Annotated in this window: 11 protein-coding genes, 9 tRNA genes, 2 rRNA genes and 2 pseudogenes; 2 read left to right on the forward strand and 22 right to left on the reverse strand. The window is 37.3% G+C overall.

Going from position 1 to position 14,654, the window contains the following annotated elements; all coding sequences use genetic code 11:
- Positions 1-356: 356 nt before the first annotated feature.
- A complete protein-coding gene (locus tag AAIE21_RS23175) occupies positions 357-1,490 on the forward strand; it encodes a DUF3994 domain-containing protein (protein WP_343268930.1) in 1,134 nt (377 codons plus the stop codon).
- A gap of 422 nt (positions 1,491-1,912) precedes the next feature.
- Here AAIE21_RS23175 and AAIE21_RS23180 read toward each other — a convergent pair whose 3' ends face one another.
- The 3 genes from AAIE21_RS23180 to AAIE21_RS23190 all read right to left on the reverse strand — a co-directional run bounded on the left by AAIE21_RS23180 (position 1,913) and on the right by AAIE21_RS23190 (position 3,550).
- A complete protein-coding gene (locus AAIE21_RS23180; protein WP_343268931.1) occupies positions 1,913-2,572 on the reverse strand; it encodes a GAP family protein in 660 nt (219 codons plus the stop codon).
- 10 nt (positions 2,573-2,582) lie between these two features.
- Positions 2,583-3,341 carry a MerR family transcriptional regulator gene (locus tag AAIE21_RS23185; RefSeq protein WP_343268932.1) on the reverse strand — a complete coding sequence of 253 codons (759 nt, stop codon included), beginning with the start codon at positions 3,339-3,341 and terminating at the stop codon, positions 2,583-2,585.
- Positions 3,342-3,406: 65 nt separating this feature from the next.
- Entirely contained in the window at positions 3,407-3,550 is a 144-nt protein-coding gene (locus AAIE21_RS23190; RefSeq protein ID WP_343268933.1) for a hypothetical protein, read from the reverse strand.
- Positions 3,551-3,943: 393 nt separating this feature from the next.
- Between AAIE21_RS23190 and AAIE21_RS23195 the strand changes: the two genes are divergently transcribed.
- Positions 3,944-4,612 (forward strand): DUF4097 family beta strand repeat-containing protein, encoded by a 669-nt coding sequence (locus AAIE21_RS23195; protein ID WP_343268934.1) that lies wholly within the window; start codon positions 3,944-3,946, stop codon positions 4,610-4,612.
- 51 nt (positions 4,613-4,663) lie between these two features.
- Here AAIE21_RS23195 and AAIE21_RS23200 read toward each other — a convergent pair.
- From AAIE21_RS23200 to AAIE21_RS23290, 19 genes and pseudogenes are all read right to left on the reverse strand, one after another.
- Positions 4,664-4,878 (reverse strand): annotated as a pseudogene (locus AAIE21_RS23200) (heteromeric transposase endonuclease subunit TnsA); the annotation flags it as partial.
- A gap of 110 nt (positions 4,879-4,988) precedes the next feature.
- Positions 4,989-6,791, reverse strand: a complete 1,803-nt coding sequence (gene glmS / locus AAIE21_RS23205) for a glutamine--fructose-6-phosphate transaminase (isomerizing) (RefSeq protein ID WP_343268935.1) — start codon at positions 6,789-6,791, stop codon at positions 4,989-4,991.
- A gap of 12 nt (positions 6,792-6,803) precedes the next feature.
- Positions 6,804-6,986 (reverse strand): annotated as a pseudogene (locus AAIE21_RS23210) (hypothetical protein).
- A gap of 286 nt (positions 6,987-7,272) precedes the next feature.
- Complete coding sequence (gene glmM / locus AAIE21_RS23215; RefSeq protein WP_343268936.1) at positions 7,273-8,619, reverse strand: phosphoglucosamine mutase; 1,347 nt, start codon at positions 8,617-8,619, stop codon at positions 7,273-7,275.
- A complete protein-coding gene (locus tag AAIE21_RS23220; protein ID WP_343268937.1) occupies positions 8,612-10,060 on the reverse strand; it encodes a CdaR family protein in 1,449 nt (482 codons plus the stop codon). Before AAIE21_RS23220 ends, glmM begins: the two co-directional genes overlap by 8 nt.
- Positions 10,053-10,880, reverse strand: a complete 828-nt coding sequence (gene cdaA, locus AAIE21_RS23225; protein ID WP_343268938.1) for a diadenylate cyclase CdaA — start codon at positions 10,878-10,880, stop codon at positions 10,053-10,055. The genes AAIE21_RS23220 and cdaA overlap by 8 nt, the downstream gene beginning before the upstream one ends.
- Positions 10,881-11,135: 255 nt before the next feature.
- Positions 11,136-12,029, reverse strand: a complete 894-nt coding sequence (rocF, locus tag AAIE21_RS23230; protein WP_343268939.1) for an arginase — start codon at positions 12,027-12,029, stop codon at positions 11,136-11,138.
- A gap of 216 nt (positions 12,030-12,245) precedes the next feature.
- Positions 12,246-13,391, reverse strand: coding sequence for a glycerate kinase (locus AAIE21_RS23235; RefSeq protein WP_343268940.1), 1,146 nt, complete (start codon positions 13,389-13,391; stop codon positions 12,246-12,248).
- Between the two features lie 162 nt (positions 13,392-13,553).
- Positions 13,554-13,626, reverse strand: a tRNA-Ala gene (locus AAIE21_RS23240).
- Positions 13,627-13,636: 10 nt separating this feature from the next.
- Positions 13,637-13,708, reverse strand: a tRNA-Gly gene (locus AAIE21_RS23245).
- A 5-nt stretch (positions 13,709-13,713) separates the two neighbouring features.
- Positions 13,714-13,789 (reverse strand) — tRNA-Lys (locus AAIE21_RS23250).
- Positions 13,790-13,794: 5 nt separating this feature from the next.
- Positions 13,795-13,869 (reverse strand) — tRNA-Gln (locus AAIE21_RS23255).
- A gap of 65 nt (positions 13,870-13,934) precedes the next feature.
- Positions 13,935-14,018: transfer RNA gene (locus AAIE21_RS23260), tRNA-Tyr, on the reverse strand.
- An 18-nt stretch (positions 14,019-14,036) separates the two neighbouring features.
- Positions 14,037-14,112 (reverse strand) — tRNA-Val (locus AAIE21_RS23265).
- A gap of 5 nt (positions 14,113-14,117) precedes the next feature.
- Positions 14,118-14,192, reverse strand: a tRNA-Glu gene (locus AAIE21_RS23270).
- Positions 14,193-14,214: 22 nt separating this feature from the next.
- A tRNA-Thr gene (locus AAIE21_RS23275) sits at positions 14,215-14,287 on the reverse strand.
- 4 nt (positions 14,288-14,291) lie between these two features.
- Positions 14,292-14,366 (reverse strand) — tRNA-Asn (locus AAIE21_RS23280).
- Between the two features lie 9 nt (positions 14,367-14,375).
- Positions 14,376-14,491 (reverse strand): 5S ribosomal RNA (rrf, locus tag AAIE21_RS23285).
- A 49-nt stretch (positions 14,492-14,540) separates the two neighbouring features.
- A 23S ribosomal RNA gene (locus AAIE21_RS23290) occupies positions 14,541-14,654 on the reverse strand; the annotation flags it as partial.

Here is a 14,654-nt window from a genome sequence, read left to right on the forward strand (position 1 = left end):
TGCTTTAGAATAAAGTTTGATAAAAATGAAGTCACAAACCCTTATTTAACAGCAACAACAAAAACTCCATTTTGAAAAAAAGATTAATCAAAATGGAGTTAATCTTTTTAACTAAGTATGAGATTTTTATAAAAAAGTTTAATCAAAACTCACTTAGAATTTTTTACTTGAAGGAATAAAGCATCACATCTGTTTTATGAACATCGTAAATTTAGAATAAATTTTGACCATATCTGTAATTCCTTGTAAAATAATATACATAGAAAGGTATTTTAGGATAAATATAGAAGGGGTATGTCTTCTAGTTTTAAAGGGGCTAAAGCGCATCTGTTTTATGTTTTGAGAGGGAGAATCATATGAAGAATTTAAAAAGAAGTACAGGTAAAATTTTACTAGCATCTGGATTAGCATTTTCTATGTCAGCTTGTAGTAGTTTATTTGGGGACAAAGAAAAAACAAATGCTGAATCTAGTAAACAAGAAAGTAAGGAAACTAAGACGGAAGAAACAAGTTCAGCTAAGTCAGAAAGTAAAGAGTCTAAAACAAATGAAAAATCTTCCAATTCGAAAGATGATAGTAAAGATGTTCAAAAGGTTCGAGTTTTAGATGAAGATTATGCACAATATTTACTAGACATTGAACAAGATATGTTAAGACGCTTTGATTACTATGATGCTTCTGTAAAAGATATGAGAAACGGAAGTAAGTCAAAAGCAGAGGTATTAGATAGTATTAAAGACATCTATAAAGTATTTGATAAGATAGAGAAAATTTATGCACCAACAAATCATAAAGACGACCAAAAAGAGATTGAAAAAGCTACAGTTAAACTAAGAGAAACATTCGGTGAAATAGAGAAGTTATTTAACAGTAAAGGTTTCAATTTAGAAACTGATAAGGAAATCTTAGATAAAGCAAATGCAAAGCTAAGTGAAGCGAAACGTATTTGGAAACCTACATTCGATAAGTTAAGAGCCGAAGTAAAAGGTGGTACAACTACAGATAAACCTTCTAGTTCTTCTAGTGGCTCTATTTCAACTAACCCATCTACAGACTCTAGTCAATCTGAGACAGACAAAAGCCAAGCTAAAACTGGTGTATTCGTAGGAACAGTTGGTACATCTGAAGAGTTAGGAATTAACTATACAAACATGAAGAATTACATTAAAGATGGTACAGAAATCGTAGGGAATTGGGGTATTGACTTTGGTAGTGGAGTGAAAACTACGTTAGTTCTAAAAGGTGATAAGACATTTGAGTCTTATGCTAATGGTAGTTACCCGGAGAAGAGAGACTTCTTAACAGGAACATATGAGGTAGACGTTCCTTCATTCCAGTTATCGTTAAAAGTAACACAAGCATTGAAAGACGGTCAAGAAGTGAAGTTAACAAATGACAGTGTAATGTATAAGATACAAAACTATGATGGAAACACATTACAAATTTATCATATGGATGATAACATTCGTATTCGATATGCAAAACAATAAATAATTAGCAAAAAACTCTGTAATAATTTTTACAGAGTTTTTTTGTTAGTTCTAATTTATTTTCTTCAATATCGTCCCAAACACAACTCATACTAGTATAAGTTGAGAAAGGAACAAAAGGATTTGATTGCAATTTATGAATACTTAGTTAATAAAATTCTTTGAATGAAGTATGATAAAGCATCGCATTTTTTTATAAACTTCGCGTCTTTCTTAAAAACATCGTGACTTTATTTCAAATCTACATCTTGTAGCTTTGAAATAAAGTTCGATCAAAAATGCCTCCTAAACCCATATTTTACGATAAATCAATAAAATCCATTTTGAAAAAAGTTTGATCAAAATGGATTCTTCTCCAGCAGAATTAAAATTGGTCTTTATAAAAAAGTTTAATCATTTTTTGCCTTTGTTACTCAAACATCCTACAAATAATCCAGGCTATTAAAAATCAGAATGAGTCCAACTATACACATAATCCACGAAAGGGCTGATCCTGTATTATTAGTAATTTTCACTCGAAGATTCTCGAGAAGTGTTTGCATCCACCGCCCAAACAGGAGATAGAAGAGAAGTAGCACGAGGGAAGGCAACACCATGATAAAGTTGTATCCCGCTAAAATAGAAGACCACTCCACCCACGATAGATTAGAAGTAGTCATTATGCCAATTGCTCCAAAATAAGGGAATGCAGCACCTACTTCAATTAATGTAGTAGTGAATCCCAGAGCAACCATTGAAAAAATGCTTTTTGATTTTGGTGCAGGTAGGTCTGAACTTTTCTTTGTTGGAACATAAAAACTTGCTATGAACAATATCAGCCCAATAATAAAGAACGTCCAGCTTACGATTCGATTTTGAAATATGCCAGAAATAATCTCAAGCAAGAAATCTAATCCTAACATAAGTGAAACTCCAACAGCAAAATACAATCCTGCTATCGTCAATAAATAAACCAATAAACGTTTGGTAAGTCTCTCTTTATCGGTTAGAAGCAAATAAACTGTTACCCCTAATATGGTAGGGCTTAGCATGTCCAATAGGGCCAATCCCCCTATTAGGAGAAGTAGCTCTGTACTCACCATTCTCCCCCCCTTATTCCTTTTGAGAATTATTCTTTTTAGTCATGAAAATGGTATATGCCTGATCCATAAACTCGAGCACATCCTGGTCAATTGGATATAATCTCAGTTTCTCTGATTGCTTTGGCGACATCCTTATTTCCCACAGCTTATCTAAAAATTCATCCTCACCTTCAAACTCCTCTAAGCGCTTTTCATCCATTCTTCTAATGATATTTTGGACTTTGGGTGCTTTTGGACCGTCCTCCATATAACGCTTTAATTGACCTATCAGAGCAATCCATTCTAGTGAATCAGAGCTATCACTTGTCATATTGGGAACCTTTTCCCATAGTTTTATTTCTCTGTCGTTAAATACAGATTCACGATAATACTGCTGTATTTCCTTATCTTTACTGGATAATTGCATAATCTTCTGAATCGCGATCCAGTTCTCTTCTCCTTCAATCGCGATTCCATGTATCATTTCCCGTAAGGATAACTCTATTTCCTTTAAATTTTCCTGTTCTTTTATTACAAAAGATAATTGACTCTTTAAACTATCTGACCAATCCCACGCACTGGAAGCGAGCATATTCTTAATCTCATGTAACGGAAATCCAACCTTTTTTAAAAATTGAACCTGCTGTAGTTTTTTTATTTCTTCATTCGTATATAAACGATGGCCACCCTCTGTTTTGGATGCTGGTTTTAATAATCCGATTTGATCGTAGTAACGCAGTGTTCTTACTGTAACACCTGTCAGCTCCCCAACCTTATTAATGTGTATCAATTGATAAACCTACCTTTCTGTATGTTAAGACTCTATCGTTTGAAATTGTTTTATTCATTCCACATTTATTCCTCTTTACGAAAAAGATTTTTAAGTAAGTATCCTGCTCCCAAGCCAATCAGTACACCAGGAAACGCATTATCCAGTGTCAGTCCAATACCTGCACCTATAATGACGCATCCATAAATAATAATATCTCCCTGTTTCATCTAAAAACCTCCTATCTTCCTATTCTCTTGTATCTATATATCTCTAAATATATAGATACAAATTAAAAAACAGCTATAAAACCCTTCTTTTAGGTGAGAGAGAGCATCCGTTCATACATAGAAGCGGTTAGAACCTTTTCCTGTGCACCATGCCAAGTGAAAACAAAGAAAAAACGAGTACATGTCAGCTTTTGTTATCCATAGCCGCGACTTATATGTCGAAAAATCAAAATGGATATATATAGTAGTTACTAAACAGTATACAAAATGACGCAACGTAAACTTCAAGTGTTTTTAGACTTTTTTAAATTTTCATTAATAAATCTATATAAAACTTGAAATTAACGTGACGTCACCTTCTATAATGGTATCCAACGAGAGGAGTGTTGAAAGATGAAGAAATACTTTATGGTCATGTCGGTTATTCTTGTTGTAATGTTTTTAAGTGCCTGTACGGAAGGTTTGGAAAGTGAAGACTTTCAAATGGCTTCCCTTAAAGATATAGATACCATTCACATAGATCATGGAAGCACAAAGATAAATGTAGTATCAGCGGATATAGATGAATTGGAAGCGTACTTACTTTTATACGACAATGGTCCGGGAATTTTAATGAATAAGGGGAAACGAAAAATAATGATTCAAGTAAAACATGATATAACCCGTCTGTTTAAAATCGACCGGATGCCCCAATTGGAAGTTCGAATTCCCACTGAATTCACAGGAGAAATCATAGTCAATGGCTCTTCTGGCAGCGTCATTGGTAAAGAGCTGCAAACACACAACCTGCAAGTTAATGGAAGTAGTGGTAACGTAAAACTTGACTTCCTTCACTTTCATAGTGAGGTTTACGTTACTACAACAAGTGGAAATGTGGACGTTTCCTTGAATGGGGATGAACCAGATGCCACGCTACTCCTCAAATCTAACAGCGGGAGATGTTCAGTCGGCATCGTATTGGATAATCATCAACAAGGGAAAAAAGAAACAAAAGGAACGTCTGGGAGCGGGGATTATAAAGTTCAATTGGAAACCTCTTCAGGAAATATATCATTGAAATAATACAGGTACTATTTGAAGTAATAGAGGGAATTTCTCTCTGATATCTATCTATAAATACGAAAATTCTGTTAAGTAAAAGTGGTTTCGTTCCAAGTCTGATAAAAATTCATGCTGACGCTTCGTTTTGATACCTTTAATCTCGTTGATCTACCCAATGATGAAACATCTTGAATCTTCAACTAAAGCTGCTAATCTGGACCTATACCTGAACCTCGCCCTTGTTTAATCCACTTTTCAATTTCAGATGTTCTTTTTCTTTTGGACATAAAAACACCCCTTTAGACAAAAATATCTAAAGGGGTAAAACGGTGCATCTTTTTTATAAACGGTACGACTTTATTTCAAAGCCACAAATAAAATTATTTCTCTAAATCTCTTACTCAACCGTAACCGACTTAGCTAAGTTACGTGGCTTATCAACATCACACTCACGGTGAAGCGCTGCGTAGTATGAGATAAGTTGTAATGGAATAACTGCTACAAGCGGTGCTAATGCTTCGTGTACAGCTGGTAGTACGAAGCTATCGCCTTCCATTTCTAAACCTTTCATTGAGATGATACATGGGTTTGCTCCGCGTGCTACTACTTCTTTCACGTTACCACGAATCCCAAGGTTTACGTGCTCTTGCGTAGCAAGTGCGATAACTGGTGTACCTTGTTCAATTAACGCGATTGTACCGTGTTTTAATTCTCCACCAGCAAATCCTTCTGCTTGGATGTAAGAGATTTCTTTTAGCTTTAACGCCCCTTCTAATCCTACGAAGAAGTCGACGCTACGTCCGATGAAGAAGCAGTTGCGTGTTGTTGCTAAAAATTGTTTTGCTAGTGCATCCATTTCTTCTTTTTGATCACAAAGTACTACCATTGCATTCGCTACAAGACCTAGTTCATGTGTTAAATCGAAATCAAGAACTTCACCTTTTGCTTTCGCAATGTCAGCTGCTAGGATTGAAAGCACTGCAAGCTGAGCTGTGTAAGCTTTCGTAGAAGCAACTGCAATTTCTGGTCCTGCGTATAGAGGCAGTGTATAGTCAGCTTCGCGAGAAAGCGTAGAACCTGGTACGTTTGTAATTGTTAATGCTTTATGACCCATTTCATTTGTTTGTACAAGTACTGCACGGCTATCTGCAGTTTCACCACTTTGTGAAATGTAAATGAAGAATGGTCTTTCTGTTAATAATGGCATATTGTAAGAGAATTCACTTGCTACGTGTACTTCTACAGGTAATTTCGCAAACTTCTCAATAAACTGCTTTCCAACAAGACCTGCATGATAACTTGTTCCACATGCAATAATATAAATACGATCGCTATCTAAAATTGCACTGCGAATCTCTTCATCTAATTCAATTTCGCCATCTTCATTTTGATACTTTTGAATAATATTACGGATTACAAGTGGTTGCTCATCAATTTCTTTAAGCATGAAATGAGGATATGTTCCCTTTTCAATATCACTTGCATCTAATTCCGCTGTAAACGGTGCACGCTCAATCGTTTCACCTTGTAAGTTTTTAATTGTAATACTTTCTTGTGTTACGATTACCATTTCTTTATCCATTAACTCGATAAATTGATCTGTAACCTGTAACATCGCCATTGCGTCGCTCGCAACAACATTAAAGTTGTCACCAACACCTACTAATAGCGGGCTTTTGTTTTTAGCAACATAAATCATGTTTGGATTTTCAGCATCAAGTAATCCAATCGCATAAGAACCATGTAAAATGGATAACGTTTTACGGAATGCATCTTCTACACTTAATCCTGTGCTTACTTGCTGTTCCATAAGCTGCACGATAACTTCTGTATCAGTTTCACTTACAAACGTTACATCTTGAAGATATTCTTTTTTCACTAATTCATAGTTTTCAATTACACCATTATGAACTAGCGTAAAGCGTTTTGATGTGCTTTGATGCGGATGTGCGTTTACTGTGCTTGGAACACCATGTGTAGCCCAGCGTGTGTGACCGATTCCCACGCTTGCCGCTACGTCCCCATCTACGATTTCACGAAGTTTTGCAATACGGCCTTTTTCTTTGTATACAACAACACCGTTCTCTGTTTGTACTGCAATACCCGCTGAATCATATCCACGGTACTCTAGCTTTTCTAAACCTTTTAATAAAATTTCCTTTGCATCCTGATCTCCAATAAATCCTACGATTCCACACATGTTTAGTCGCCGTTACAAATGCTTACATTGCTCTGCGAACATGTAACGACATAGTCCGATCCCATTATTTATATATAAAAAACGGATTACATATTGCTAGCCCTGTAAGTCTGTAACGGCTTTCACCTTCCTCTCGATTGGTTTCAGTCCGTATATACTTATACAGCTAGTATTTATCCGTTCCTTTTCTCTCATCAAACCTTTACCTTTGTCCACCGAGTCACCTCTGTGATTTAAGTAAAAGCTTTCGGTTGTGATGAACAACCGGGAGTCATCCGCCGAAATCTCGATAAAACTCCTCCTCGTCAACTACACAACTTGTAGTTCTGGCGCTTTCATAATTCCTATATTTACTTTGAGAAAAAGAACAAGACAATCTTATAACAAACAACATAAACCGTCAATGAAAACTTTTCATTGTCTATAAAACATATGAAAAAGGAGCACGCTTTGTGCTCCTTTTTTGTATAAAACTACCGAATTATTCAGCTCCAACTTCAGCTTTCACAACTTCTACAATACGATGGACATATCCATCACAAATCTCTTGTGTTGGTGCTTCTGCCATTACACGAATAAGTGGTTCTGTTCCAGAAGGGCGAACAAGAATACGTCCATCTCCGTTCATTTCTTCTTCTACCACACGGATGATTTCTTTAATTTTTTCATTTTCTAATGCTAATTTTTTGTCTGTTACACGAACGTTCACTAATAATTGTGGGAACTTTGTCATTTCACTTGCAAGCTCAGACAATGGTTTTTTCTTCATTTTCATAATGTTTACAAGCTGAAGTGCACTTAACATTCCATCTCCGGTTGTAATGTAATCAAGTAAGATAATATGACCTGATTGTTCACCACCAAGGTTATAACCGCCGCGTTTCATCTCTTCCATTACATAGCGATCACCAACTGCTGTTTTATCACTTGTAATACCGTTTGCTTCCAGCGCTTTATAGAAACCTAAGTTACTCATAACTGTTGAAACAACTGTGTTATGTTTTAACTGACCTGTTTCTTTCATGTACTTCGCACAAATATACATGATTTGATCGCCATCAACGATGTTTCCTTTTTCATCTACTGCAATTAGACGGTCTCCATCGCCATCGAATGCAAGTCCAATATCTGCACCTTTTTCTTTTACTAGTTCTGCTAGAACTTCTGGATGTGTAGAACCAACTCCATCATTGATGTTCATGCCGTTCGGTGAAGTTCCCATTGTAGAAATATCAGCTTCTAAATCTGCAAATAAATATGGTGCTAAAGAAGATGTTGCCCCATGTGCACAATCTAAAGCAATATGTAAGCCTGAGAAATCTTCTTCTACAGTTTGTTTAATGTATTGTAAGTATTTTTGTCCACCTTCGAAGTAATCGTTCACTTGTCCAAGTTCTGTTCCTGTTGGACGTGGTAATTCATCTACTTCTTTATCTAATAAAGCCTCAATTTCGGCTTCTTGCTCATCAGTTAGTTTAAATCCATCTGAACCGAAGAATTTAATTCCGTTATCTTGTACTGGGTTATGAGATGCTGAAATCATAACACCTGCTTGTGCATCTAATGCTTTTGTTAAATAAGCAACTCCAGGAGTTGAAATAACGCCAAGGCGCATAACCTCTGCTCCAGTTGATAATAGACCTGCTACTAAGGCACCTTCTAGCATATGACCAGATACACGTGTGTCACGACCGATAATAACTTTTGGACGATCTGTATCTTTTGTTAATACATACCCTCCAAAACGTCCAATTTTAAACGCTAATTCAGGCGTCAATTCCTCATTCGCGACACCGCGCACACCATCTGTACCAAAATATTTACCCATTGCTATTCGCTCCTTTTTCTTGCTCTTTTTGTTTTTGAGTTTCCTCTTGTTTTTCTTCATTCTCTTTTTCAGGTTCTTTGTTTTGATCTTCTTCTTTTGGTTTTTCTGTTTCAGTCTCTTTATCTTTTTGTGAATCTGGTTGCTCTGGCTTACCTTGTACTTCTTGATCTGGTTTTTCTTTCTTCACAAGAGTTACCTTCGCATTTTTTTGTTTTGCTTCTATTGAAACACCATTAGGACCACTAACCTGAATTGGAATATCATGCGTCCCAGGAGATAGATTTTGTAGATTAATTGAAGCTATTATTTGTGCTGCTGTTATTTTATCTACTATACTTGCTTCTCCTGAAATATCAACGCTTATCTTTCCATCTTGTGGAGAAAGTAGCTGTAAAGTGAATTCATCTGACAGTCCATTTTTTTGTATGGAAATACCGTCGATTGTCTTATTCTTTGTACTTTTTTGCTTTTGCACTTCGACAGAAACCTTTACTTGGCTGGGGCTTACATTTGTTACGCCTTTCGGTAATAAAACAGAGGCATCGAATGTTGTAGACTCCGTAATTTTACTAAGATCTACTTCGACGCCCTCCAAGGACTTTATATTGTCCAAAACATCTTTTGGACCTGATATTGTCACTTCCTTTGGTTCGACACTGATGTTTGTAACAACTAACCCTTCCGGCACACTTCCTTTTTTCACATAAGTTAACGGAACTGTTTTTTCAATGTTATTTGTCGCGGTTGGATTTGAAACTGGGATTGTAACATTTACTTTAGACGGTGTTGCTTGTAAGTCTAACTTCCGTCCGTCTTCATCATACAGTACAATCTCGGCTGTCTTTGTTACTGTTTTTGTTATCCCCTTCAAATCAATATATGCCCTGACAAGCGCAACTTTTGCTAGTTCCTCTTCTGTACCGGTAACTTCCACAGCCCCTGGTTTAATCGTTGGATTTGCCCCCATACTACCACCCGGCATTTGATTCTCATTTGAATACTTCACTTCCACAGGAAATGATTTTTTCACCTTATTTTGAATCGTAACTTTAACTTTCTCTGGTTGAACTGTTGCTTTTAAGTTGTTTTCCATCCCGGTATATTTTAAAGGAACATCATATGTTCCAGTAGAATATCCACGTAAATCTAAAGATACACCAAACTCCCGTTGGGATTTTGCTGCAGTAATCACGTTTTTGGGCCCTTCCAATTTCACTTTTACATACTTTGGAATGCCGTTTACAATATATTTATCTTCATCGTAGTTTACTGCCACTACAATGTTAGATACTGTTTCTGTTATATCTCCCGTTGGAAAAGGCGATGCACTCTTATTCGCTGTCGTATTTTTGTCTGACAAATTCGTTGACATGTAAAGCATGAACGCCAATAGTAATGAAATTCCTTTTAAAAACCAGTGGTTCTCCATTAGCTTATCCATGACGATTTCTCCTCCAATTCCAATTCCATAAAGATGAAGAAGATGTTCCCACATTTCCACTGAACTCTGCCAAAAGCATTTCTTTCAACTGTTCGACTTTTAAATCACGATGCAATTCTCCATTTTTAGTTAAAGAAATTTGGCCGGTTTCTTCTGATACAACTACTGTAATGCTATCAGTTACTTCACTAACTCCCATCGCAGCCCGGTGGCGCGTTCCCAATTCTTTTGATATGAACGGGCTTTCCGATAATGGTAAATAGCAAGCTGCTGCTTTAATCGTATTTCCTTGCATAATAACTGCTCCATCATGAAGCGGTGTATTTGGAATAAAAATATTAATAAGTAGTTCTGATGAAACATTCGCATTTAATGGAATCCCAGTTTCTACATAGTCTCCCATTCCAGTTTCCCTAGATAGTGTAATAAGCGCACCAATGCGTCGTTTACCCATATATTCGGTTGCCTTTGCCACAGCATTCGCAACGATTTCATGCTCTTCTTCTTCCTGACCAATTCCACGTGAGAACAAGCTTCCTCTTCCTAATTGTTCAAGCGCGCGTCTAAGCTCCGGTTGGAAAATAATAATTATCGCTAAAAATCCCCATGTCAAAGCTTGGTCTGTGAGCCACTGCAACGTATGCAATTCAAATAAATAACTCAATATACGAACAATAATAATAACTGTAATCCCTTTCAAAAGTTGAACAGCTTTTGTGCCTCGGATTACAAGAATTAGCTTATATATAACAAACCACACAACGGCGATATCTAATATCGTACTGAGATATTTCAAAAGGTTCATATCTCCAAAAGGCATGCTAACCCTTCCTCCTACTTATGAGCAATTTTATTTATATACTGAAATATTATTATTTTGCTCTATCTGTATGTATTTACAACAACTAGTTAATTATACCATACATGAACGAAACGACAATTACAAACGACGTTACCACCTTGGTGGAAATTGGTAAGATGTCGAACTTTTTTGTGCAGAGTAGTATAATATAACTCATTATTATACTCTCATTTTAAAATAAAAAAAGCAGCATTTCAGCTGCTTTTCTTACATTTACTTTAGTTTTTCACCGAATAAAGAACCCATTAAAGCTACCGCTACTGTTGCCGTTCTATTTTTCTCATCTAGAATTGGATTTACTTCAACAAACTCTGCAGATGTGATAATATCAGCCTCTGCTAACATTTCCATTGCTAAATGGCTTTCACGATACGATAGTCCACCAGTTACAGGTGTCCCAACTCCTGGCGCATCATGTGGATCAAGTCCATCTAAATCTAATGATAAATGAACACCATCTGTATGGGATAAATAAGCAATTGTTTCTTCCATAACAGCCGTCATACCCATACGATCAATTTCATGCATTGTAAATACTTTAATTCCTTCCTTACGAATAAAATCTTTTTCGCCTTCATCTAATGCACGCGCACCAATAATAACAACATTTTCCTTTTTAATCTTAGGATACGCTTCATATAAATTAACGAGTGAAGGATGTCCATAACCTAAGCTTGCTGCAAGTGACATACCATGAATGTTTCCAGAAGGTGATGTTTCTTCCGTATTTAAATCCCCATGTGCATCGTACCAAATAACCCCTAAATTTTTATAGTGTTTTGCTACACCTGCAAGTGTTCCAATAGCAATACTATGATCTCCACCTAACACAAGTGGAAAACGACCTTCTTCTATAATATGATCAACCTTACCTGCTAATTCATCGCAAACATGTGCAACTTGCGTAAGGTTTCTTAATTTTGTATTTTCATCTATTTCCTGTTCTCTTTCAATACATAGGTCTCCGATATCTTCTACGTCATACCCAATATTTTGAATTCTTTCAATTACTCCCGCATAACGAATTGCACTTGGTCCCATATCAACCCCACGACGCATTTGCCCTAAGTCCATTGGAACTCCAACGATTGAAATTTCTTTCTTCATAGATAGTCTCCCCCTTTTATGCCTTCACTAAATATTTTAAATCTTTTATATACTCTGACTCAACTCGACATTTTTTTGTATGTATATACACCTTATTCATTCATATCTATAGAAAAATCTATATTCCACATCTATTTTATGTATAAAATGAACCTTTTTCTAAAAAAACATTACACATGTACTCATAAATAATTAAAAATAAAACGTCTCCTATAATTAGAGACGTCTTTCTGAAGCTATTTTCCATACGGATGCGATATTCCGTGCAGTCATTTCTATATTTTCTCTTGCTGCTATATATGCTTCCTCTAGTGTCATTGGACTTGGTGTGGCATCAAATACAGCATCTATTCCTTCTTTATAAACTGCAATGTGATTAGAGAGCATCGAACCGCCAATAGCTATAACGGGTATATGCAGCCTCTTTGCACGTCTAGCAACTCCAACTGGAGCTTTTCCATAAGCCGTTTGTACATCTATTCTTCCTTCACCTGTAAGAACAAGATCCGCTTCTTTTATGTGTTCATCAAAATTTGTATAGTCTAATACAATTTCAATTCCTTTTCTTAATTCCCCTTTCAGTACAGCAACAACTGCAGCGCCTAATCCGCCTGCTGCTCCTGCACCTGAAACCTTTTCCACATCAATATGTAACTGCTGTTTTAATAGGTAGGCATAATGCTTTAAGTTATCATCTAACTGTGCAATCATTTCTCTACTAGCACCTTTTTGCTTTGCAAATACAAAAGATGCTCCTTTTTGTCCTGTTAACGGATTATCTACATCACACGCTGCTTCTAGTTTTACATGCGCTAAACGGGAATCTAATTGCGATAAATCTAAAGAATCAATAGACTGTAAATTTCCACCGACGGGTTCTATTACTTGCCCATCCTTCTTTAAAAACTTTACACCTAAGGCAGAGAGCATTCCCGTACCTCCATCGTTTGTAGCACTTCCTCCAAGCCCTAAAATAATGTGCTGTACGCCTTTATCTAGCGCATCTAATATAAGCTCTCCTGTTCCTTTTGTTGTTGTGATGAGAGGATTTCGCTTTTCAACTGGAACATGATGTAATCCAGATGCTGCTGCCATTTCAATAAACGCCGTGCTTTTATCCTTGGAAATGCCATAAAACGCCTCTACAAGCCCTCCAAGTGGGCCTGTTACATAAAGTGAAATAATCTTTCCACCTGTAGCATCAACAAGGGATTGGACGGTACCTTCTCCTCCATCTCCAATTGGTATTTTTACACACTCAGCTTGAGGGAAAATTTTAGAAAATCCCTTTTCAATGGCCTTACATACTTCCATCGCTCGTAAGCTTTCTTTATATGAATCAGACGCAATAACAATTTTCAACACCTATCCCTCCGTTCCCCATATCTAAACACACTTCCATCCAAATTGTATATTTCATTCTATCTTTCTATTGTAAATGAAATGAATAAAAACTTGTCCTTATTAGGCAGGATAAACAAAAAACCTTACATCTTTTGATGTAAGGTTTTTTCTAATTTATAATGGAGCCTAGCGGGATCGAACCGCTGACCTCCTGCGTGCAAGGCAGGCGCTCTCCCAGCTGAGCTAAGGCCCCGAAGTAAAAAAGCGGAAGACGGGATTCGAACCCGCGACCCCAACCTTGGCAAGGTTGTATTCTACCACTGAACTACTTCCGCAAAAATGGTGAGCCATGAAGGATTCGAACCTTCGACCCTCTGATTAAAAGTCAGATGCTCTACCAACTGAGCTAATGGCTCGTAAATGGCTGGGCTAGCTGGATTCGAACCAGCGCATGACGGAGTCAAAGTCCGTTGCCTTACCGCTTGGCTATAGCCCATCAATACTTACTAGTATGCTTGTCTTTTCAAAAAAATAAACCTTTATCAGGTTGTTTTTTGAAAATGGTGGAGGGGGGCAGATTCGAACTGCCGAACCCGAAGGAGCGGATTTACAGTCCGCCGCGTTTAGCCACTTCGCTACCCCTCCGACATTATAAACTATATATGGTGGAGGATGACGGGATCGAACCGCCGACCCCCTGCTTGTAAGGCAGGTGCTCTCCCAGCTGAGCTAATCCTCCAAAAGTGGTGACCCGTACGGGATTCGAACCCGTGTTACCGCCGTGAAAGGGCGGTGTCTTAACCACTTGACCAACGGGCCAAAAGTTGTAATACTCTTCGCAAGCTTCCAACCGGGCTTGAACCGGTGACCTCTTCCTTACCATGGAAGTGCTCTACCAGCTGAGCTATGGAAGCATAATGGCTCCGCAGGTAGGACTCGAACCTACGACCGATCGGTTAACAGCCGATAGCTCTACCACTGAGCTACTGCGGAATAATATTAGCCTGGCAACGTCCTACTCTCACAGGGACAAGGTCCCAACTACCATCGGCGCTAGAGAGCTTAACTTCCGTGTTCGGTATGGGAACGGGTGTGACCTCTCTGCCATCATTACCAGACTTATGAAGGTATATTCCTTCAAAACTAGATAACAGTGCTTCATATTATATGGTTAAGTCCTCGATCTATTAGTATTCGTCAGCTCCACATGTCACCATGCTTCCACCTCGAACCTATCAACCTGATCATCTTTCAGGGATCTTACTAGCTTACGCTATGGGA

The organism is Paenibacillus sp. 102, from assembly GCF_039549175.1.
Lineage (GTDB): Bacteria > Bacillota > Bacilli > Bacillales > Bacillaceae_G > Bacillus_A.

Excerpts from the sequence above, each read along its gene's own strand:
- AAIE21_RS23175 (WP_343268930.1), top strand. The coding sequence starts at position 357 with ATGAAGAATTTAAAAAGAAGTACAGGTAAAATTTTACTAGCATCTGGA.
- AAIE21_RS23180 (WP_343268931.1), bottom strand. The coding sequence starts at position 2,572 with ATGGTGAGTACAGAGCTACTTCTCCTAATAGGGGGATTGGCCCTATTG.
- AAIE21_RS23190 (WP_343268933.1), bottom strand. The coding sequence starts at position 3,550 with ATGAAACAGGGAGATATTATTATTTATGGATGCGTCATTATAGGTGCA.
- AAIE21_RS23195 (WP_343268934.1), top strand. The coding sequence starts at position 3,944 with ATGAAGAAATACTTTATGGTCATGTCGGTTATTCTTGTTGTAATGTTT.
- glmS (WP_343268935.1), bottom strand. The coding sequence starts at position 6,791 with ATGTGTGGAATCGTAGGATTTATTGGAGATCAGGATGCAAAGGAAATT.
- glmM (WP_343268936.1), bottom strand. The coding sequence starts at position 8,619 with ATGGGTAAATATTTTGGTACAGATGGTGTGCGCGGTGTCGCGAATGAG.
- AAIE21_RS23220 (WP_343268937.1), bottom strand. The coding sequence starts at position 10,060 with ATGGATAAGCTAATGGAGAACCACTGGTTTTTAAAAGGAATTTCATTA.
- cdaA (WP_343268938.1), bottom strand. The coding sequence starts at position 10,880 with ATGCCTTTTGGAGATATGAACCTTTTGAAATATCTCAGTACGATATTA.
- rocF (WP_343268939.1), bottom strand. The coding sequence starts at position 12,029 with ATGAAGAAAGAAATTTCAATCGTTGGAGTTCCAATGGACTTAGGGCAA.